This window comes from Streptomyces sp. NPDC059787, from assembly GCF_042732315.1.
GTDB lineage: Bacteria > Actinomycetota > Actinomycetes > Streptomycetales > Streptomycetaceae > Streptomyces > Streptomyces atrovirens.
This window is the reverse complement of record NZ_JBHWHX010000082.1, coordinates 1-20,974: the sequence shown is the minus strand read 5'-3', so window position 1 is coordinate 20,974 and position 20,974 is coordinate 1. Positions and strand designations below refer to the sequence as shown.

The 20,974-nt window shown below is 69.4% G+C and carries 11 protein-coding genes; 4 read left to right on the top strand and 7 right to left on the bottom strand.

Translation table 11 applies throughout. The features are described from left to right. Positions 1-536 precede the first annotated feature (536 nt). The 3 genes from ACFV5H_RS36840 to ACFV5H_RS36830 form a co-directional block, all read right to left on the bottom strand. Positions 537-1,214, bottom strand: coding sequence for a hypothetical protein (locus ACFV5H_RS36840; RefSeq protein WP_385199075.1), 678 nt, complete (start codon positions 1,212-1,214; stop codon positions 537-539). Between the two features lie 133 nt (positions 1,215-1,347). Next, positions 1,348-1,935, bottom strand: coding sequence for an SMI1/KNR4 family protein (locus ACFV5H_RS36835; protein WP_385199076.1), 588 nt, complete (start codon positions 1,933-1,935; stop codon positions 1,348-1,350). Between the two features lie 15 nt (positions 1,936-1,950). Next, positions 1,951-12,291, bottom strand: a complete 10,341-nt coding sequence (locus ACFV5H_RS36830) for a LamG-like jellyroll fold domain-containing protein (RefSeq protein ID WP_385199074.1) — start codon at positions 12,289-12,291, stop codon at positions 1,951-1,953. 510 nt (positions 12,292-12,801) lie between these two features. On the opposite strand from ACFV5H_RS36830, the gene ACFV5H_RS36825 reads away from it, so the two are divergent. Continuing rightward, positions 12,802-13,629, top strand: a complete 828-nt coding sequence (locus ACFV5H_RS36825; protein WP_385199072.1) for an MOSC domain-containing protein — start codon at positions 12,802-12,804, stop codon at positions 13,627-13,629. 6 nt (positions 13,630-13,635) lie between these two features. Here the strand turns inward: ACFV5H_RS36825 and ACFV5H_RS36820 are convergent, their stop codons facing one another. Continuing rightward, on the bottom strand, positions 13,636-14,106 hold the full coding sequence (locus ACFV5H_RS36820) for a hypothetical protein (protein ID WP_385199071.1): 471 nt from the start codon (positions 14,104-14,106) through the stop codon (positions 13,636-13,638). A gap of 126 nt (positions 14,107-14,232) precedes the next feature. Beyond that, positions 14,233-15,201, bottom strand: coding sequence for a LysR family transcriptional regulator (locus ACFV5H_RS36815; RefSeq protein WP_385199070.1), 969 nt, complete (start codon positions 15,199-15,201; stop codon positions 14,233-14,235). Positions 15,202-15,288: 87 nt separating this feature from the next. On the opposite strand from ACFV5H_RS36815, the gene ACFV5H_RS36810 reads away from it, so the two are divergent. Together ACFV5H_RS36810 and ACFV5H_RS36805 are read left to right on the top strand one after the other, a co-directional pair. Further along, entirely contained in the window at positions 15,289-16,227 is a 939-nt protein-coding gene (locus ACFV5H_RS36810; protein ID WP_385199069.1) for a serine hydrolase, read from the top strand. A gap of 83 nt (positions 16,228-16,310) precedes the next feature. Continuing rightward, positions 16,311-17,348 carry an MBL fold metallo-hydrolase gene (locus tag ACFV5H_RS36805; RefSeq protein ID WP_385199068.1) on the top strand — a complete coding sequence of 346 codons (1,038 nt, stop codon included), beginning with the start codon at positions 16,311-16,313 and terminating at the stop codon, positions 17,346-17,348. A 118-nt stretch (positions 17,349-17,466) separates the two neighbouring features. Here the strand turns inward: ACFV5H_RS36805 and ACFV5H_RS36800 are convergent, their stop codons facing one another. Together ACFV5H_RS36800 and ACFV5H_RS36795 are read right to left on the bottom strand one after the other, a co-directional pair. Beyond that, complete coding sequence (locus ACFV5H_RS36800) at positions 17,467-17,925, bottom strand: CAP domain-containing protein (protein ID WP_385050620.1); 459 nt, start codon at positions 17,923-17,925, stop codon at positions 17,467-17,469. 162 nt (positions 17,926-18,087) lie between these two features. After that, positions 18,088-19,635, bottom strand: coding sequence for a carboxylesterase/lipase family protein (locus ACFV5H_RS36795; RefSeq protein ID WP_385199067.1), 1,548 nt, complete (start codon positions 19,633-19,635; stop codon positions 18,088-18,090). Between the two features lie 173 nt (positions 19,636-19,808). Here ACFV5H_RS36795 and ACFV5H_RS36790 point away from each other — a divergent pair, with 173 nt between their 5' ends. Beyond that, complete coding sequence (locus ACFV5H_RS36790) at positions 19,809-20,870, top strand: LacI family DNA-binding transcriptional regulator (protein ID WP_385199066.1); 1,062 nt, start codon at positions 19,809-19,811, stop codon at positions 20,868-20,870. The last annotated feature ends 104 nt before the right edge of the window (positions 20,871-20,974 follow it).

Below are 20,974 nucleotides of genomic sequence, written 5' to 3'. Positions count from 1 at the left end.
CTTCGAAGGGCCATACCTTCATCTCTCGCACAGCATCGCTTCCAGGGATTGCCCTACAAACAGATCCCTTTCCGCGTTCAGGACACAAACACCCAAGCCCTCCTCTGCCTCGCAAGACGACGAGCCGACGTGCTCTTCGCGATGCTCCGCGACGGAACCTTCTACGAACCCCAACCCGCCCCAACAGGTTGACGAAACCAATAGGGGCACCCCCCCGCCGCACGAGGGTGGAAGATATAGAGCTGTTCGTTGATGCATCCGGGCCCGTACGCTGAGACGAACTGTTTGTAGTCCGTGGGCAGTACGGCCCCGTAGAGCCGCTCCGTTTCCTCCCAGTCACGGTTCACATCACCGTTGACCGACGGCGCCCCCAGAAATTCACCGATTCGAGAGAGGTCCACCGGATGTCCTTTCCGCACAACTGTATCCACCAGTTGGCCGATTACAGATTGATCCTCTCTTGCATGCCGTCCAGGACGACAGCCTCGGCCTGACATGCGGCACAGCCCTGGCCGGCCCGCCAGTGCCGTGCCGGGTCAACTGCAGTCGGACATGAACCGGCCCTCGAGGTGGTCGGGGCTGAGGAAGACGAAGCCGCTGCCGTAACCGAAGTTGATGAAGAACGGGTCGCCCGGACACTCGCCCCGATCGGTGAACTGGCAGAGGAACTGCCAGGAGCCGTCATCGAGGTCCCTGACCGAGTTGTTGGGCAGTACCGGGGCACCGCCCAGAAAGTCACGAGGACCTGGCCCAGACGGCAGGTCCACTTCCGGGCCCTCATGACGCATGTACCGCGACCATGCGGCGTGATCATCCGCCTCCGCGTCCAGTTCCGGCGACACAGGAGCCAGGTCGACGAGCCACTCGGCGGGGATCTCCTCCTCATCCTCGTTCCAGCGCCACAGCGTGGGCCCCTGGGTGTGCGGCGGCCCGATCACCGCGAAGGAAGGGACCCTTCCACCAGGCTGGACGAGCACGACCGCATCCCCGCGGTTCGGATCCAGACCGCCCTCCTCCACGTCCAGGAACAGGTAGGCCAGACGCAGTTCTTCCCCCGGCACCCGGAATTGGCCCACGAACATCAGCGGCTCCCCTGTCCGCGGCTCCACCGGCCACGCCGGCTCCTCGAGCCACACCGGCTGCCCGCCGAACTTGGTCACAGGCTGCGCCACCGGCCCTGCGGGCTCCCGGAAGATCATCTGCAGCCGTGGCAAGAAAGCAGCATCGTAAGGACCCGCAACTTGCCCCGTAGGTCGCGACATCACAACGTGACCGTACGACACGGTGCCGACACGCCCTTCCGGGGACGCTCACGGTCGCGAACGTCTCCGAGAAAGACAGGGATTCTCACATGCCGCGTTCAGGGCCTTTCCACTTGACCGAGCGCTCCGTCCCACTCATCGGCATACTCTCGAAAACAATCGGTCCAGGATAGAAGACACCACTGCCCGGACCGAACATGTCCTCACCGATTAGATATCGATAGAGCCATTCAGAGAACGACATGTTGTACTCGTAGTACAACGCCTCATCGCCGTCACAGGAGAAGAGCCTCCATTTCCCCGTATCTTCCTCGACCGCTCCGAAAAGATCCTCTCCACGATCGGTGTTAAGCAGCGGAATCAGGCCGGATGGGGCACCGAAAATGGGACCGATGAACCCCAAACGCTCCAAGTCTGTCAAGTCGCTGCGGGAGAATGCTTGAACCGTTTCCTCCATCCATCGACCCAAGTTCCACCGAGGAGTGGAAGGATGTTTCAAAAAGAGGTGACCGTTCAGCTGAATCGGGGCATACCTGCCAAGAATTTCCTTGTAATCATCGGGCAACCGAACACCCAATTCTCTCTCGAGCTCGCCCCACGTCGCGGCGGGTGCGGGAACAACCCGCACCTCCCCGAGCATGCGAATCACTGAGTCGGTGAAGTTGTGCGACATTGTCACCTCTGGAAGCTATTTCGGACAGTTAGCAGAACCTGTGGTCCGGCCACCCGTGGAAGACGGATGAATTACACAATGCTTAGTCACCCCTGTACCCAAATCCGCATAATTGTACTCAATCCGCGTAGGTATGCCAGAGTTCACGTTCCCATAGTACGGGTTGATGTACAGAGCCACCTTGCGGCCTGCTTCGAGTGACGTACGGATGTCTTTCTCGACTCCATCCCTGATGTACGGGCTATTAGTACGCGCATATTGGGGCACGAGATTTCGAAGATCCCTTCCGTCGCCGCCGGCAAGCTTCGGCTGGAGGTGCCCGTTCTCCGGATCCCCTCCCTGACTTCTAAGCTCTTCGTATCCTGGCGGCCGCTTGCTTGTTCCCGTACTGGTCCCGGGCCCGGGGTGTGCCTTCGTCGTCAAGTCCTTTTGATCGACGATCCCGAAGACACCAGTGGCGCGACACTCTTCCCGATTGCTGAACGTGTCGTAGTAACGCTCACGCGGCAGGTAAGTAACATGCCCGGTCGCACTCTTTCCGGGACCGTCATCGCACTTCTTGTCCTTGCGTTTACGCCAACGATTGCCGCCGCCCGGTTTGTCCTTCGCATCGGGGAACGGGTAGAGGGCCTTCCCCTTGTAGACGGTCGGGGTGAAGATCGCCGCCGCTGCCAGGTTCGCCATGGCTTGAGCCGCGACGGTGACGCTTACCTCCTGGACGCCCGTCCACATTTCATCGGCCCACTCCGGCTTGACCTTGGGCCGCGCCGTTGCGGGGACGGGATGTGGTCCATTGTTGGGATTCTGGTCGACGGGCGGTTTCGGGGGCTTGATGACACAGTTGTAGCGGCAGCCTTCGGGAGCAGTCGGCGTGGATCTGCGGGGACCCGGCGTGTAGTCGTATCCCGTGTCCACAAGCCCCGACCATCCGGCCGACGGGCCATCAAACAGACTGGCCTGATTCGCCAGGGCGTCGGCGAGGCCACCACCGTAGTCAAGGGAAGAGAGCGGTCCTGGACCTATATAAGAGAAGTGGCTGGAGGTTGATGAGCTTGACCACCACTCATGCCCGAAATAGCCGATGACGAATCCGAGGCCGCCGGCGGCCCCTGCGGCCACGCCTGCTGGGCCAAATGACGCTCCAGCACCCGCGCCGACGCATACCGGTGCGGTCACGGGGGTCGCGCAGGGCACAAAATGCCCGCTGGGATCGGTTGCGTTCACCGGATCGGCATTGCCGTAGACGTAACGGTTGGCCTGTACCGACGGCACAGGATCGAGCAGCCAGGTGTCGCGGGAGGCGAAGCCACCCGTGCCCGGCTGGTACCAGCGGGCCGCCATGTTGACGTCACCGCTGTCGGGGTCGGTCCAGCCGGACTGGTAGCCGACGGCGGGCATGTCGCCCTCGGTGGTGGTCTTCGTGCCGAAGGGGCCGTAGGCCGTGGAGCCGGTGACCTCGGTGCCGTCGACGGACAGGCCCGCGACGAGGTCGGTGTGCTGGTCGGTGATGGACCACTGAGGGGTGGTGCCATCGGTGCTGGCGAGCAGGGAGCCGCCCGGTGTGCGGCTGTAGTCCGTGGTGCCGTCACCGAGGAGGTTGTTGGAGCCGCCGTCGTAGCGGAATGCGGTGGAGCCGTTCCCGGCGACACGGTCGAGCGAGTCGTAGGTGTACGTCGACGCCCCGTCCGTCACCTTCCGTTCGAAGGCGTCGAAGGTGAGCGATCGGGAATCGGTTCCCGTCCCGACCGTGCTGAGCGTGCCGCGCGGGGTGTGGCGGTACGTCGAAGTGCCGTCATCGAGCAGGCGGTTGCGTTCGTCGTAGGTCGCCGTGGCCGATCCGGCCTTGACCCGGTTGCCGGCCGCGTCCCACTCGTAGTGGGTGGTCCGGTCTCCGCCGGTCCAGTACGACAGGCGTCCTGCCTGGTCGTAACCGTAGACGTGTTCGCCGGCTCCGGCCGTGCCGGCGGTTCCCTTCCAGGTCAGCCGGTCGTCCAGGTCGTAGGCGTAGGTGGTGGTCGCGATGCCGGTCGACTCGTCGGGGGTGGTGATGATGTCGTCGGTGAGACGCCCCAGGCTGTCGTAGCCGTAGCTCCGCCGGGCCGATTCCACCCACTCGGTGGACCCCTCCGGCTGGATCGCGTACTGCTCCATGACCGGTCGCCCGACGGCGTCCCACTCGTACCAGATGTCCGCACCGGTCATCTGGTTCCAGAGCCACTCCAGCCGGCCTGCCGAGTCATAGCCGTAGCTGGTCACGTTCTTGGTGTCCGACCGCTCGGTCATGTTGCCGTCGGCGTCGTAGGTGTAGCTCACGGCGCCGCCAGGGCCGTCCGCGGTCAGGAGCTGTCCGCGGTCGTTGTAGGTGTAGGTGTTCGGGTTGAGCGGCTCGGAAGAACCGACGGAGGTGAGGCGGCCCGCGAGGTCGTAGCCCAGGGTGCGGTCGGTGGTGGCCGCTTCGGCACCGGTGCCGGTCTCGTGGGTGAGGCGGCCCAGGCCGTCATAGGTGCGCTCGCGCTTGACTCCTCCGGGCAACAGCTCGGTGACGGCCTGGCCGGCCTTGTCGTAGACGGTCGTCCAGGTGCGGTCCACGGCGTTCGGGTGCGCGGTGGTGGCCGGCTCGATCGTGGATTCGGGCAGGCCCCAGCTGTTGAAGGTGTAGACGGTGGTGTTCCCCCGTCCGTCCGTCAACCGGGTGCGGTTGCCCGCCGCGTCGTAGCCGAAGGTGGTGGTGATCGACTCGCTGTCGGAGACCGGTTCGACCTGCTTGGTCGTACGGCCGAGCGCGTCGTAGGTGTAGGTCGTGCGGGCCTTGGTCTCCGCGGAGATCACGGCGGTGCGGTTGCCGTCCGCGTCGAACTCGGCCTCCACGGTGCGCAGTGCCGTGCTGCCGGTGCCGTAGTCGGTGACGGCGGTCGCGTTGCCGAGGGTGTCGTATGCGGTCCTGGTGGTGCGGTCGGTCGCGTCGGTGGTGGAGGTCCGGCGGCCGAGGCCGTCGTAGGCGAACCGGGTGGTGCCCGCCGCGTCGGTCACCGACAGGACCTCGCCCGCCGGGTTGTAGGTGGCGGACGTGACCCGGTCGGCGGGGCTGGCCGACGCGATCTGGTTGCCCACGTCGTCCCAGGTGTAGCGGCTGATGAGGTTCTGTGGCTCGGGAAAGCGCTCGACGGTGGTCGCGGTGAGCTGCCGGCCGAGTTCGTCGTAGGTGGCCTCGGTGCGGGCGCCGGTGGGGTCGGTGACCGACAGCTGGAGTCCGGTGGGGGTCCAGGTGTGACGGGTCACGCCGCCGCCGTCCACGCTCGGGGAGACGAGCAGGTCCGGACCGTTGCTCTCCATCGCCGCCAGGGTGGCAGCCGCGTCGGCGACGGGGTCTGTCCGGCTGGTGAGTTGACCGAGCTGGTCGTAGCCGTAGCGGGTGACGCGGCCCAGTGGATCTGTGACGGACTGCGGCAGGCCGAGCGGGTTGTAGGTGGTACGGGTGGTGGCGGTCAGGGGTGCCGCGACGCCGGGCGGGCTGTAGTCGGGCAGGGTCACGGCGGTCGTGCGGCCGAGGAGGTCGACTTCGGTACGGGTGATCCGGCCGTGGGCGTCCTTGACCTCGGTGGCCTCGCCGAAGGTGTTGTACCCGGTCAGGACGGTGGGTTTGACCGTGGCGGGGGCCTGGCCGTTCTCCTCGGCCTTCACCTCCGGGGCGGATTCCGCCACCAGGCGGCCCAGTTCGTCGTACCGGTAGGTGACGGTGTGTGCCGCGGGATCCGCGTCGGCGGTGTTGCCGCGCGGGCTCACGGAGGTCAGCGGCAGGCCGCGGTCGTCATAGGTGCGCGTGGTCGTGTGGGTGCTCGTGCCGTCGGTGACCGTTTCCTTCGTCACGTTGCCGGCGGGGTCGTACTCCGCTGTCGTCGTGAGCTTCTTGTCACCGGTGATCGACTGCGTCTGCTCCGTGATCCGGTCGTCCCCGTCGTAGGCGTACGTGCTGGTGCGGTTCAGGCCGCCCGGGTCGAGGATGCTGGCTTTGGTGCGGCCCAGGGCGTCCACGGTGAACGTCTCCGTGGTAGTGCCGCCGCCGGTGACCTGCTTGGTGAGGTTGCCGGCCGGGTCGTAGGTGTTGGCTTCCATGACGATGTCGTGTCGGCCGGCGTCGGACTGTGTGACCTGCTTGGCGGTGGTGGAGGCGGGCAGACCGTCGTCGAAGTAGGTGTAGGCGGTGGTGGCGCCCATGGCGTCCGTGGCCGAAGCCAGGCGGCCGGCCGGGTCGTAGGCGTTGGAGACCACGGTCAGGTCCCGTACGGTGCCCGAGGGATCACCGGTCCAGTCGTCCAGGACTGTGGTGGCGTGCTGACCACGGGCGGTGTAGGTGTACGTCATGTGCGTACCCGCCGGGTCGGTGGTGCCGGTGACACGGCCGAAGGCATCGTGCTCGAACAGAGTGGTGTTCTGCTCGGCGTCGGTGACGCTGTCGTTCAAGCCGTGCGGGTTGTAGTGGTAGGCCGTGGTACGGGCGGGGTCTCCTCCCGTGGTGTCCTCAACCGTCTCGGACAGCAGGTTGCCGTCCTCGTCATAGGTGCGGCTGATCTTCGCGGTGTGGGTGGTTCCGGTGATCTCGTTCTTCACGCCCGCGCCGGTCTCGGTGACGACGCGTGAGGCCGTGTCGTAGCCGTACGACGTGGTGACACCGGTCGGGTGCGCGTCGGAGACCTGCCGCTCGGAGGTCTTACGCCCCAGCCCGTCGTACGTGTACGCCATGACGAGCCCGGACGGGGAGGTCACCTCGGCCAGGTCACCGTTGGCGTGGTACCGGTAGGACGTCTGTGCGCCGCCCGGGGTGGTCTGCTTGAGCACCAGACCGGCCGGGACCGTGCCGCCGCCCACCGCGGCTTCACTGCCGGTGGTGTAGGCGGTGGAGGCAATGGTGTTGTCCGGGCGCACCGTGGTGGTGGGCAGCCCCAGGGAGTTGTAGGTGTACTCGGTGCGGTAGCGGGTGTCCTTGTGGTCGGTCGAACGCGGGTCTCGGTAGGTCAGTGGCTTGTCGTTGCGCGGGTCGAGCGGGTCACTCTCGTTGTGGTGGTACGACGAGAAGCTCGTCCAGCACGAGTCCGCGTCCCGGCAGGTCGTGGTCGACACGACGTTGCCGCGCGCGTCGTGGCCGGTGACCGTGGCGTGCCCGTTGGCGTCGGTGACCGTGTGCAGGTTGCCCGCGGTGTCATAGGCGTACGCCGTGACCGCACCCGTGGCGTCCTTGCTCGACACCGTGCGCTGTCCGCGCAGGGAGTCGTAACTGGTGGTGCTGGTGTGCTGTTCGGGGTCCGTGACCGTGACGGTGGCGGTCAGACCCGACGCCGCTGCCTCGGACTGGGCCCGGTAGTGGGCGGACACCTGGTCGGCGGTCAACGCGCTGCGGTACAGGGCGACCTCGTCCACCTGTCCGTCCAGGTAGTACGTGCCCCCGGCCAGGCCCATCCAGCCCGAGCTGCCATAGCCGCCGCCGACGTACACATAGGGGCGCGACTGGTCGGTGATGGTGCCGTCGAGCGAGCCCACCTTGACGCCGTCCAGGTAGAGGGTCTGAGTGGTGCCGGAACCGGAGAGCACGACGTGGTGCCAGTCGCCGTCGGTGACCGTCTGGGAGGAGACGATGGGCGTCGCTCCTGAGACTCCGGAGAGGTAGAACTCGCCGCGCAGCTTGCCGGAACCGTCGATGTTGAGGGCCGGCCGCCACGAGGTCGGGGTCTGTCCGACGGGGGCGTTCTGGAAGCCCAGTAGTACCGCCGACGGTTTGGTGGTGCGGAACCACATCTCGGCGGACAGGTCGGTGGTTCCGGCGAGGATCGAGCCGGGTACCTCGACGGTCCCGCCCTTGCCGAGGGTCACCGCGCGGTCGTCACCGGCACCGAATATCCCCGATTGGTCGAGCTTGGACGCGTCGGTCGTGTCGGGGCGGAAGGTGGCGTACATGCCGGGGCCGCCGACCTCGCTGGGCAGCGCGGTGCCGTCACCTTCCCCGAGCCGCCAGTACGCGGCGGGGGCGTCCGCGACCGTGACACCGCCGTACTGGTCTCCTCTGCCCGCTACGAGACTCCGGCGGGCCTGGATGTGCTGGTTGGGTGTGTCGGTCTGGCCGGGGCCGGGCGGGACGTAGGACCACGTGGTGGAGCCCGCCTTCTTGGTGAACGTCACCAACGCCTTGTCGTAGAAGGCGACTTCGTCGATCTGTCCCGTGAAGTTGCGGTAGCCCTCGTCCTTGCCGTCCCAGCTGACCGAGGAGTAGCCGCCGCCGATGAGTACGTGGGGGTACCGGCCCGCGACGACGCCCGTCGCCAGACTGCCCTGGTGGCTGCCGTCCACGAACAGCGCCTGCATGCCCTCGTTGCCGGTGAGCAGTACGTGGTGCCACTTGTTGTCCGTGACGGCCTGCTTGGACAGCAGGCTCTGTCCCGTGCCCCAGAACCTGCCGCGCAGTTTCCCGTCGTCGTCGATCAGCAGCATGGGCCGCCAGCCGGTCGGGGTGTCTCCGAACTCGGCGTCCTGGTTGGTGACCAGGACACCCGGGCCGGAGGTCCTGAACCACAGTTCCAGCGACATCGCCGTCGTCGTACCGATGGTTTCGGCCGGTACTTCGACCGCGCCATCGCCGGTGAAGCTCGCCGCGGTGTCGTCGCCGTCGGCGAAGATGCCCGCGCTGCCCAGGCGTACGCCGTCCAGGTAGCTGCCGGCCAGTTCGTCGCCGAGGGGGCTGGTGGCCGCCGCTCCGCCGCGCTCGCCCAGACGCCAGTAGCCCATGGGTCCGCTTCGCTGGACCGATTCCGCGTAGGAGGACGAAGAGGACGAGTAGGCAGGCGCCGACACCTTCCAGGTGCCGCCGTTCTCGTCGGTGTGCTGGGTGAGTCTGCCACTGACCTGGTCGTATCCGGCGGTCGCGTGCACCCGGCCGGAGGGCAGAAGGACCTTCGTCATCTGCCCGATCGCGGATCGCTCCGCGTAGTGGTCGGCGACCGTGGCGGCGTCCAGGGTGTGGTCGTAGAAGGCCACTTCGTCCATCTGGCCCGTGAAGCGGTACTCGCCGCCCGCCAGGCCCATCCAGCCGGAACTGCCGTATCCGGCCCCGAGGTAGGCGTAGTCGCGGGACTGTTCGGTGAGTGCGCCTGCCAGCGAGCCGACCTTCGCTCCGTCCAGGTAGAGGGTCTGGGTGTTCGCGCCGGCCGTGAGCACCGCATGGTGCCACTGGCCGTCGGTCACGGTCCGCGTCGACACGATGGGCGTGGCTCCAGGGCTTCCGGTGAGATAGAACTCGCCGCGCAGCTTGCCCTCACCGTCGATGTTCAGCACGGGCCGCCACGAGGTCGGCTTCTCACCCAGCTCGGTGTCCTGGAAGCCGACCAGGACACCGGACGGCGTACTCGTCCTGAACCACAGCTCGATAGTCGGGAAGGCCGCGTTCTTCAGCGTGTCGGCCGGCAGTTCGACCACCGAGTCGACGCCGTCGAAGCCGGTCGAGGTGTCGGCCGTGCCCGCGATCGCCGACTCCGTGCCCAGTTGCGTGTCACGGTGGACGGCGTCGTTCAGGCCGGTGCGCGAGACGGCCTCGCTGGCGGCCACGGAGCCCTCGCTCTCGCCGAGCCGCCAGTACGACGTGGGAGCGGCGTCGAGCACACCGCTGCGGTAGACCGAGCCGGTGCCGTACTCGTACACCGTGCACTTCGTCGTCGACGACGGCGGGCACACCTTCGTCAGCAGGTCGCCGTCGTAGTGGTACGTCCACTTCAGGCCGGGCGTGCTCGCGTCGATCGCGTTCGTGGTCACCGACTCGACGCGTCCGCCCGACCAAGTGAAGGAGAGGGAGCGGCCCGACAGGTCGTCGGTCACCTTCTTCACCGGGCCGCCGGTGGCCGTCTCGTGCGTGACGGTCTGCCCGCGTCCCGCGACGTCCGCGATCCGGGTGAGCACACCGCTGGAAAGGAAGTGGTAGGTGGCTCCGGACCGTTCCCGCAGTACCCAGTCGGTCGACTGACGGACCAGGGTGAGCGAGCCTCCCGGAGGACCGGTGTAGGTACCGTCGGCGTTCTTGCCGAACCGCACCTGCGAGCCGTCGGACAGGGTCACGAGGACCGTGGCCATGGCCGGCTCCTCACGTAGTCGCATGTCCCAGCGAGTGGACCAGCCACTGCCGAAGGCGTTGTCACGGCGTGGATCGAGGGAGTTGTAGGTACGGGTGACCGCGAGTTCGGGGCCGACCGTGGTGAGTGCCGCGTCGGTCGCGGCGGTGACGTAGTTGCCCGCACGCGTGCCGATCTCCTTGCTGTCGTCGGCGCCGCCGAGGTGGCTGGTGACCGTGGGCTGGGGCACCTGCGTGGTCAGCAGCGCCGGGCCGGGCCGGACGGAGGTCGCGGCGCCGTCGTAGGCGTACGCGTACCAGGCGTAGGTCTTGCTCCAGGAGAGCCAGCCGGAGGGCACCGCCCACTGCTGCTCACTGGTGCGGGAGCCCGTCCTGCAGTTCTTGCGCAGGTTGCTGCCCTCGACCTCGCACACCTCGAAGGAGTACTGCAGTTCCGCCTTCGGATAGCGGTCGGCGTCCGTGCCCTTGGCCCACAAGGTGGGGGTCAGCGAGTCGACCGTGGCACCGCTGCCGGGCGACGCCGCCGTCAGTTGCGGCGGGATGTTGACCGAGGACAGTCTGATGGCCGGGCCGGGTACGCCTGCCGAGGTGAAGCGGCTGACGCCGACGTCGTCCATGGTCCACTGCACGGTGTACGTGGCCGGCGTCAGCGGGGCGATCTTCGCGTCCAGCGTCACGCTCTCGCCCGGCGAGATGTCCTGGGGCATCGCGGTCCAGCGGATCTTCGCCGAGTCGGTGATCTCCTTGCCGGCGGAGTCGAACAGGTTGTACCGCAGCTTGTAGTTGCCGTCCTTCGGCCAGGTCGCCTGGCCCTGGTTGGTGACCGTCACCTTCTGGACGCCCTCGGTCGTGGCGGTCACCGGCGCGGTGAAGTCACCGAGCTTGTACGTGGCGCCGTACTTCGTCCAGGTCACGTCCAGGCTGGGCTTGCCGCCCGGGTAGTCGTCGGACCCGAACTGCTTCCAGCCCTTGGAATCGGAGGTGGAGGCCTTCACCGCGAGGCCGTAGTTCTTCTTCCGGCCGTGGGTCCAGTCGTCCACCAGCTTGCGGCCGGCGGAACCGAGCTTGATGCTCTCCCAGGCCGGTCCGCACGACCACGTCGTCGTGCCCGAGGGGCGCCAGCCGTGCGCGAAGCTCTTCGACGCCAGCGACGAACCGGTCGACGGACCGGGGTACTTGGTGGTCGTGGACTCCGACCAGTTGGATGTGATGGGGTGCACGGTCACGGGACGCGCGGTGCACGACTGGGACCAGGTGTTGTAGAGGGCCAGGTTGGCGCCGAGCACCCAGGCGTTCTTGAGCGTGCTCTCGACGCCGGTGAACCGGATGAAGGCCGCGGCCTTGTGGTCGCCACCGTCGTACGTGCCGGCCTTCAGGACGGTGTCCGAGGCGAAGTTCTGGTTGTACGGGTGCTGGACGTAGGTACCGGAGGTGGCATCGATGGACTTGACGGAGGGGTCGACCCGCACGGGGAAGACACGGTCCGGATCGCTGAGCCATTCCTCGTCGAGCTTCACCACGAGAACCTGACGGCCGGCCTCTTCGGTGAGGCTGTACGTCACTCCCGAGGAGATCGCGCCTTCGTTGGCGTTCTCGGCGAAGGCGGAGTCCTCCATCCACCCGGCGGGAGTCCACGCCCGCTGGGCGCCCTCCTCGTCGACGAAGAGCAGTCCTCCGTGACCGTCAAGACGGCCAGTGAGTCCCTGGAGATCCAGCGGGAAGCGCCACTCGGTGGGAGCTTCCTCGTCCTTCAGGATCAGAGTCTCCTTCACCGAGTCACTGCCCGCGAGGAACTCGATGTCCGAGTACGGACGCACGTCCTGATAGGTGACCTTGCTGCCGTCGGCCAGGCCCGGCGAGGGGCTTGCCTCGTCGACTCCATAACCGATCGAGAGTCCATCGCCGAGTTGCATCCGCAGGACGGCGTCCGCGTCGGCGGATCCGGCGAACGAGATCGCCTTCTCGGTGGAGTTGGTCTCCCACCCCGGCTCACTCGCACTCATCGTGCGTGGACCGGAATCGTCCTGGCGTGCCAGCGTGGTGTCGACGGCGATCCAGTCACCGTCTTTGTTCCGGTAGTTGACGGGCTCTGTATAGAACCGGGTCGTGTGTGTACCGTCCGGATTCCGGAAAGTCCGCTGGCGCTCCTCGCGCTCGCTCTTGATCTCGGTGCTTCGTCGGCTGTCGAACCCCTGCGGCACGGGCGTCCCGGGCACATCGGTCGGCGTCGCCGGCCCGGGCTCAGGCATGCTCGGAACGTTGGGCAATCGAGTGACGCCTGGTTCCTGGTCCGGGGACAACTCTCCGCGGCCGGTCAGCGCCCCTGCGCGTCCGCCCGTGGCCGAGGCATCCGTGGCATCGGCCGGTGCCTTGTGACTGCGACCGGTGGCCGAACCCCAGCCCTGCTCCGGGGCGCTCTCACCGGAACTGTCACCTGGCCACTGCCCGATCGCCAACGCGGCCTGCTCCGTGCCGGCAAGCCCAGCAAGCACGAAAGCAACGACAACAGCGAACGAACGCGTCGAACGACGCACAGACGCCCCCACTCGATCAATTCAAAAGTGAGGGAAACGTAAGCGTCTCGCAGATCGATTCACAAGAAGATCACAACTTCTCGTGATCATAGCGTGATGATCTGTGACCGATATTTTCGACAAATGATCACTGGTCCGATGAGAGAGGACCCAGCACACTGCGAGACTCATCGGATCGAGCACCGATGCAGTCGCCAACCAGCGGAACAGGACGGAAACACCACCATGGCCAGCGTCGTCGAGCTGACGTACTACCCGATCAAGGGCTGCGCCGGGACATCGGCGCGCGAGGCGCTGCTCACCCCCGCCGGGCTCGCGCACGACCGCAGTTTCATGGTCGTCGGTGAGGAGGGCGTGGGGCGGACGCAGCGCAGGGATCCCGGGCTGGCCCTGGTCCGGCCGGCGGTCGGCGCCGACGGCGGCCGGCTCACCGTCCACGCACCGGAGTTCGAAACGCTGGAGCTCCGTGTGGACACGGCCGGTGCCCGGCGGAAGGTGGACCTGTTCGGGACGGTCCACCAGGGCATCGACCAGGGCGACATGGCGGCCGAGTGGTTCACGGAGGTGCTCGGCGTGCCGAGCCGGCTCGTGCGCGTACCGCCGGAGCACGACCGGGTGACCGACGGCAGGACCCCCGGCACCTCCGCCTACGCCGACAGTTGCGCCCTGCACGTCGTCTCACGCGCCACGCTCGGCCTGCTCAACCGCAAGCTGTCCGAACGCGGTCTCCCGGCGCTGCCGATGAACCGCTTCCGCCCCAACATCGTGGTCGACGGCTGGGACGAACCGCACACCGAGGACCGCGCCCACCGCATCCGCATCGGCGACACCGAACTGGGCTACGCCAAGCTCGCCATCCGCTGCGCGGTCACCATGGTCGAACAGGAGACGGGAGCGAAGGCGGGCCCGGAACCGCTCCGTACCCTCGCCGGCTACCGCCGCGCCGCCGAGGGCGGCGTCGCCTGCGGGACCAAGTACGCGGTGCTCCGCACCGGCACCCTGTCCGTCGGCGACGACGTGGACGTCGTCTCGTGGGGCGACAGCGAACTGTAGGACGGTTCAGCCGTCCAGCTCTGCGCAGAGGGTGCTCACCTTGTCGTGGGCGGCGACCGCCTCGGCGCCCTTCACGTCGAAGGTCTGCAGGCGACTTGTGATCTCCCGCAGTGCCTTGTCCAGAGCGTCGTAGCGACGGTCCAGCCGAGCCGCGGAGTGGGCCAGGGCCGCGGCACCGCCGGCGCGGTTGTAGTAGGCCTCGGAGGCCTTGTCGTCGTCGCCGAACATCTTGTCCAGCGCCGGGACCCTCTCCCACGCCTGGCAGGCGCCCGCCGCGTCGGCCGCCGCGTCGTCGAGGCCGGTCCCGGAGGCCGCGCCGTCCGGGCCGGACCACAGCAGCCAGCCCACGCCGATGCCCGCACCGGCGGCGACGACGGCGGCCACCGACGCCACGATCCACCGGGAAGGAGCACGGCCCCCGGTGGAGGGAACCGGCGGGGTGGAGGGGGGAGGCGGTATGGGAGCGGGGACAGTCATCGGAACGGCTTCCTTCGGCATACGGGCGGGCGGCCTCGACGGCCGGGGACCGACAAAGTGAACCACCTCCCCCCGACGTCCGGTGGTGGTTCCGGGGTACGAGGGGTGCGGCCGGTGTGCGGGTGTTCAGCCGTACACCACCGACCACGGGCGCGGGGTGTCGTCGGGCGGGTGGGCGGTGCCCCCGCGCCGGAGGGTGGCGGTGTGGTGGCGGGCCAGGACCTCGGCGGCGAGTCCGGCGAAGCGGCGGGCGGCCGGGTGGGCTCCGCGGCCGGTGGGCCAGGCGCCGCCGATGCGCAGGGTGAGGGGGCGGCCCGCCAGGGGGGACCAGGCGACGCGGGGTTCCTTCCGGGCCGCCGGTCCCTGGTCGAAGGCGACTCCGTGCCCTGCCGTCACAAGGGCGAGCAGGAACTCGGGGTTGGAGGCGTGGCGGAGGCGGCCGGGGACGAAGCCCTCGGCGCGGCACACGTCGAGGATGCGGTCGTACCAGCCGGGCGCGTGTGCGCGGGGGAAGAGCACCAGGTCGTGGCCGGAGAGGTCGCCGAGCGTCACTTCCGGCAGCCGGGCCAGGGGGGAGGTGCGGGGGAGGACGACGCCCAGGTCCAGTGGGACGGCGGGGCCGAGCCGTAGTTCGGTGGCGTCGACGGGGTGGTGCACGAGTCCGACGTCCAGACCGCCGGAGGCCAGCAGCCGCAGTTGCTCCACGGTGGTGACCTCCTGAAGGTCGACGGAGAGCTCCGGAGCGTGTTCCGCACAGGCGGAGAGCAGCGCGGACAGTACGGCCGCCGTGGTGTCGGGCGGCACGCCCGCGCGCAGGGTGCCGAGGCCGCCGTCGGCGGCGCGGCGGGCCAGGGTACGCAACTTCTTCTCCCGGGCGAGGAGTTCGTGGGCCTCTTCCAGCAGCGCCGCTCCGGCGGCACTGAGCCGGACATCGCGCTGTGAGCGGTCGAACAGTTCGGCTCCGAGCTCCTTCTCCAGCCGGCGGATCGCCTGGCTGAGCGGCGGCTGGGCCATGCCCAGCCGCTCGGCGGCCCGGCTGAAGTGCAGCTCGTCGGCCACGGTGACGAAAAGACGCAGGTGGCGCAAGAGATCCACGATCAACGATCCTATGCGGAAGCCGCCTTGAGGGGATGGACCGGCCGACCGATGACGGGGAACGTCGATGCCCGAGGACGAGCAGCAATGAGCACACGAACAGCGATCGAGGACCGGATCCGGCAGGTCTTCGCCGAGGCGGGCACGAGGGGGCAGTTGCACGCCGTTCCCGTCCGGGCGCATACGCCGGTCGCCGGGGGGACCGACGGCGAGCGGGGTGTCCGTGAAGTCGCCGTGGGCGCCGACGACGCCGTCGTCATCGCTTCGATCTTCAAGATACTGCTGGTGCTGGAGTTCGCCCGGCAGGCCGTGGCCGGCCAGCTCGATCCGAGGGAGCGGGTGCGGGTGACCTCGGCCGACCGGCTCGGCGGCTGGGGCACCGCCGGCTGCCTGGACGACGTCGAGCTGTCGTTGCGCGACCTGGCCTACTTCGCGATGTCGGTCAGTGACAACTCGGCCGCCGATCTGCTGCTGGACCGGGTCGGCCTGGACACCGTGCGACTGCTCGCGAAGGAACTCGGCCTGGACCGGACGCGCGTCGTGGGCGGCCCGCGGGACCTGCTGGAGTCGATGCTCGCGGAGGTCGGGGCACGCGACGAGAGGGAGTTCGCCGTGCGCTACCCGGCCCTGCCGGACGAGCGGAAGAGACGGCTGGCGGTACTGGACCCCCACCACACCACAGCCAGTACGCCCCGCGAGATCACACGGCTGCTCCGACTCGTCTGGACCGATGCCGCCGGTCCGCCGGAAGCCTGTGCGCTCGTGCGCGACCTGATGGGCAGGCAGGTCTTCCGTCACCGGCTGGTGTCGGGTTTCCCGGACGACGTCGCGGTCGCGGCCAAGACCGGCACCCTGCCCGGACTGCACATGGAGGCGGGCGTCGCCCGTTACCCGGACGGCGAGTGCTACGCGATCGCCGTGTTCGCGCGCACGCACGATCTGACCGCCTCCCGTGCCACGGTGGACGCGGCGATCGGCAGGGCCGCCGGAATCGCGGCGGCTTTCCTGCGCGGCGACGGCCGCTGACCGGGGCACATATGCGTTCGCGTATCGGAAGTGCCGGATTCCGGTCTTGGACAGGGGACTTCACCCCTTGATCTGCTGACGCCATGACCCAGGACATACACACCTCGGACGGATCAGCTGTCTCCCCCGGCCGCGGGCTCGACCGCCGTACGGTGCTGCGGGGCGCCGCGCTCGGTGCGGCGTCTCCGCTGATCCCGGCCACGGCAGCCACGGCGGCCACCGCGTCCGCGACCGCCGGCCGCGACGAGGGCGGTGACCGGGCCGCCCGTTCCGTGTCGTTCCGCTGGCTCGGCACCGCGGGCTGGCGCATCGACGTGGGCGACCGCACCGTGCTCTTCGACCCCTACCTCACCCGTTTCCGGACCGGCCTGTTCGACGGCGGTTTCGACTCGCAGACCCGGCTGGAAACGGACCCCGCCGTCGTGGACGAGCACATCGGCCGTCCCGAACTGGTGCTGGTGAGCCACTCCCACTGGGACCACCTCGGTGACGTGCCGTACATCGCCAGGACCACCGGCGCCCGCGTCATCGGCACCGAGACCACGTACCACCTGCTCACCGCCCTCGGAGTCGACCCGGGACAGATCTCCGTGGTGAAGGGCGGTGAGGTACTGGACATCGGCACGATCACCGTCGAGGTCGTACCCAGCCTCCACAGCCGCAACAAGAACTGCGCGTACTTCGCCCCGGGCACGCTGAACGCCCCACCGGCGAAGGTTCCCGGCACCATCGCGGACCTGCCCGAGGGCGACACCCTGGCCTTCCAGGTCACGGCCGGAGAGCGCGGCCCGTCGGCGTTCCTCATGGGGGCCAGCGACTTCTCCGAGCGGGCGGTGCGGGGACTGCGTCCCGACCTCGCGATGGTCGCCGTACCCACCGCCACCGGCACCACCCACGACTACGTGCCCCGGCTGCTGGGTGCCCTGGACTCCCCCGGTGTCGTCGTCCCCGTCCACTGGGACAACTTCGAGCTGCCGCTGGGCGGTTCCCCGGTCCGCGACCCGGCGATGGATCTCGACGCCTTCCTCGCCCAGGTCGGGAAGGCGTCTTCGGCCACCCGGATCGTCGTCCCGGACTACCGCACCGTGTACGACGGTGACATGCGGCCCGCAAGCCGGTAGGCGGGGCCGGCCGGGCCGGGCCGGAGCCGTCGGTCCGGCCGGGGCCGGTCCCGTACGGCCCCTGGTCCGGTCCCGGCGGAACCCCGGTTCCCTACGGCGGCGCTGTACGGGGGTTCCTCTATTTCGTGCCCATGTCCAGTGTCCAGTAGTGGCCCCAGGGGCCGCCCTCGTGGTGGCCCAGGCCGGCCTCCTGGGTTTCGGAGCGGAGGATGGCGTTGCGGTGTCCCCAGCCGAAGCGTTCGTCGTCCTGCATCCAGAAGCGCAGCGCCTCCTCCGCCGTGGGGAAGCCGACGGCCACGTTCTCCGCCCGCCAGGTGCGGTAGCCGGCCTGGTCCATGGGCTCGCCGGACTCCCAGACCAGTTTTCCGCTGGGGCCGCGGTGCATGTTGTCGCCGTTGACGGCCCAGTCCCTCGACTGGTCCTTCAGGAAGAGGTTGTGGCCGTTCGCCGCGTCCGTCAGCTGCGGCGACTGGTCGAAACCCCTCGCGCACGCGGTCATGGTCGCGCCCGCGGAGTTTCCGTGCGGCGGGTAGTTCTCCGGGTGCTGTCGCGCGTCGTTGATCAAGTCGAAACTCACCTTGGGCTCCTCACTCGCAGGGCTGCCCCGGTACGACCGAACCGGCCGACCAGGATGAGTCGGCCCTTTCCTCGATTGTCCCGGACGGGCGGCAGCCAGGCATCTCGTGGCCCACAGGCCCGACTTGCCCCTCACAAGGACCCGCCCGGCCGCACGCCCGCGTCAGTCGCGGCGGAGTGCGCCGCTGCGGCGCAGGCGGCGTATGACCGAGCGGAGTTCGGGGGACGTGGCGGGCGCGGGGTCCTCGGGGGTGGCCGCGGTCCACAGGGCGAGTTCGCGGTCCCGGGGTCCGTGCTCGACGTGCGGGTCGCCGTCGCCGTACACCTGTACCGGGTGGTGCGTGTCCCAGCGTTCCCAGCCCGGTGAGCCGTCGGTGACGAACCGTACCCACGCTCCGTGCATCGCGTCGGCGAGGTCCTGCGGGGCGTTCCCGCCCGCGAGTTTGCGGGCGTCGGGCTCGTCGCCGCTGTCGAAGACGAAGCCGAGTTCCAGGGCGTGGCAGGCGCCCATGCCGGGGCGGCGGGAGGGCCAGGCGAACTCGTAGACGTAGGAAGGGTCCTGACGGCCGTCGGCGAGACGGTGCAGGGGGACGCGGAGCAGGTGGTCGGTGACCAGCTGGCCGACGAGTTCGGCGGTGCCGGCGTCGGGGCGCAGGGCTCGGTAGCCGCGCGGGACCTCGCTGCCGCAGTGGCAGCGGGCCATCGCGCCGGCGAGGGCGACCGCGCCGAGGCGGTCGACGCGTTCCACCAGGCCGCCGGGGACCAGCCAGAGGCGGTACTCGTCGCGGGTCCAGCCGGTCAGGAGGCCGACACCGGGGGCCGCGCCGTCGGTGAGCGCCTCCAGGGGGTCGCGCGGGACCAGGTCGCCGTCGGTGACGATGCCGAAGGCGGGGCCGCCGAGTATCGGGCTGCTGAGGCGGCCGATGTCGGCCTGGACGCGGAGGAGTCGGCCGCGGTCGACGGCGGCGAAGGCCTCGGCGGTGGCGGGGATCCTGAGGCGGTTCGCCATGCGGCGGACCATGCGGCGGACCTTGTCGCGGTCCGTGGTCTCGGGCGGGCCGCTCTGCAGGACGGCCCGGCGGACCAGGCCCCGGGTCCCCGGGGCCGCGACGATCGCGCCCGTGCTGATCGCTCCGGCGGACTGGCCGCCGAGGGTGATGCGGTCCGGGTCGCCGCCGAAGGCCCCGATCGACTCGTGGACCCAGTGCAGCGCCGCGAGCTGGTCGCGCAGGCCGGGGTTGGCGGGGGCGTCCGGGAAGAGGCCGTAGCCCTCGACGCCGAGGCGGTAGTTGACCGACACGAACACCACGCCGTCGCGGGCGAAGGTGCGGCCGTCGTAGACGGGGACCGCCGAGGAGCCCCTGGTCAGGGCACCGCCGTGGAGCCACACGAGGACGGGGAGGCGGGTGCCGGGGGCGGGGTCGGGGGTCCAGACGTTGAGGTTGAGGCAGTCGTCGCCGGGGACGGCCGGGTCGGACAGGTACTGCGCGAAGGCCTCCGAGTACGGGGGTTTCGGGGCCGTCGGTCCGAAGGCGGCGGCCTCGCGTACGCCGTCCCAGGGCTCGGGCGGAGCGGGCGGGCGGAAGCGGCGGGGGCCGAAGGGGGGTGCCGCGTAGGGGATGCCCCGGAAGACGGCGACGCCCTGCTCCCAGCGGCCGCGGACGGCTCCGTACGGGGTTCCGGTCACGGGGTTCGCCCGGTCTGCCGTCATGTGCCCACCAGCCCTTCGTCGCGCCGCGCCACGTCGCGCACCGGCCGGACCCGCCGGTGACACGAGAGCACCGCGACGCCCCTCGGTATTCCTGGTGCACGTGAGGGTTCTTCCCGCCCCGGTGTGCCGGACCTACAGTAGGAAGCGCTTTCTATCGGAGGAGTGGGTGCTCGATGGTCCGTGCGGGGAGTGCCGGCGTGACGGCCGGGCCGACGCTGGCGGTGGTGGCCCGTGAGGCGGGGGTGTCCGTGCCGACCGCGTCCAAGGTGGTCAACGGCCGCGAGGACGTGGCTCCCGAGACCCGCCGCCGCGTCACCGAGGCACTGGACCGGCTCGGGTACATCAGGAGACCCCGGTTCGACGGCGGGAGGGCGCCGCGCCTGGTGGACCTCGTGGTGCACTCGCTGGAGACCTCCGGGTCGGGCGCGGTGCTGCACGGCGCGGAGGAGGCGGCGGACGACGCGGGTCTCGAACTCGTCGTCTCGGCGGCCCTGACGCGCAGCCGTGCGGAGCGGCCGGAGCGGGGGTGGCTGGACAAACTCGTCCTGCGGGGTTCGTCGGGGGTGCTGTTCCACCTGGCCGAGCTGAGCGAGCCGCAGTACGCGTGGCTCAGACAGCACCGCATCCCGTTCGTGATGATCGACCCGGTGCTCGAACCGCCGGCGGGCGTGGCCTCGGTGGGCGCGGCGAACTGGCGGGGCGGGGTGACGGCGACCGAGCACCTGCTGGCCCTGGGGCACGAACGCATCGCGGTCGTGGCCGGCCACCGGCACACGCTGTGCGCCGACGCGCGGATCGCCGGTTACCGCTCGGCCCTCGCCGCGGCGGGTGTGCGGCACCGCCCCGAGTACGTCCGGCACGCCGGTTCCGACGAGGGCGCGGCCGGCCACCGCGTGCGCGAACTCCTCGACCTGCCCGAGCCGCCCACGGCCGTCTTCGTCTGCTCGGACCGGATGGCGCTGGACGTCTACGAGGCCCTGGCCGAGCGGGGTCTGCGCGTACCGGACGACATGAGCGTGGTCGGCTACGACGACCTGCCCGAGGCCCGCTGGCTCACCCCGGCCCTGACCACGGTCCGCCAGCCCCTGTCCGAGATGGCGGCGACGGCCCTGCGGCTGCTGCTGCGCATGATGGACGGCCACCGCCCGGAGAGCACCCGCACGGAACTCTCGACCCGCCTGGTGGAACGCGCCAGCACGGCGCCTCCCGGACCCCGTCCGGGAGGTCACGGCTGACGGACGGCACCCTGCTCCGGTACGGGCACGCCTCGGCGTCCGCCCCCCACCCCGCACCCGGCGCCCCGGGGGCGGGCGGACGCCGGGGCGGCGGGGCGGGACCA

Excerpts from the sequence above, each read along its gene's own strand:
- ACFV5H_RS36805 (WP_385199068.1), top strand. The coding sequence starts at position 16,311 with ATGACCCAGGACATACACACCTCGGACGGATCAGCTGTCTCCCCCGGC.
- ACFV5H_RS36825 (WP_385199072.1), top strand. The coding sequence starts at position 12,802 with ATGGCCAGCGTCGTCGAGCTGACGTACTACCCGATCAAGGGCTGCGCC.
- ACFV5H_RS36790 (WP_385199066.1), top strand. The coding sequence starts at position 19,809 with ATGGTCCGTGCGGGGAGTGCCGGCGTGACGGCCGGGCCGACGCTGGCG.
- ACFV5H_RS36830 (WP_385199074.1), bottom strand. The coding sequence starts at position 12,291 with ATGCCTGAGCCCGGGCCGGCGACGCCGACCGATGTGCCCGGGACGCCC.
- ACFV5H_RS36835 (WP_385199076.1), bottom strand. The coding sequence starts at position 1,935 with ATGTCGCACAACTTCACCGACTCAGTGATTCGCATGCTCGGGGAGGTG.
- ACFV5H_RS36810 (WP_385199069.1), top strand. The coding sequence starts at position 15,289 with ATGAGCACACGAACAGCGATCGAGGACCGGATCCGGCAGGTCTTCGCC.
- ACFV5H_RS36795 (WP_385199067.1), bottom strand. The coding sequence starts at position 19,635 with ATGACGGCAGACCGGGCGAACCCCGTGACCGGAACCCCGTACGGAGCC.
- ACFV5H_RS36820 (WP_385199071.1), bottom strand. The coding sequence starts at position 14,106 with ATGACTGTCCCCGCTCCCATACCGCCTCCCCCCTCCACCCCGCCGGTT.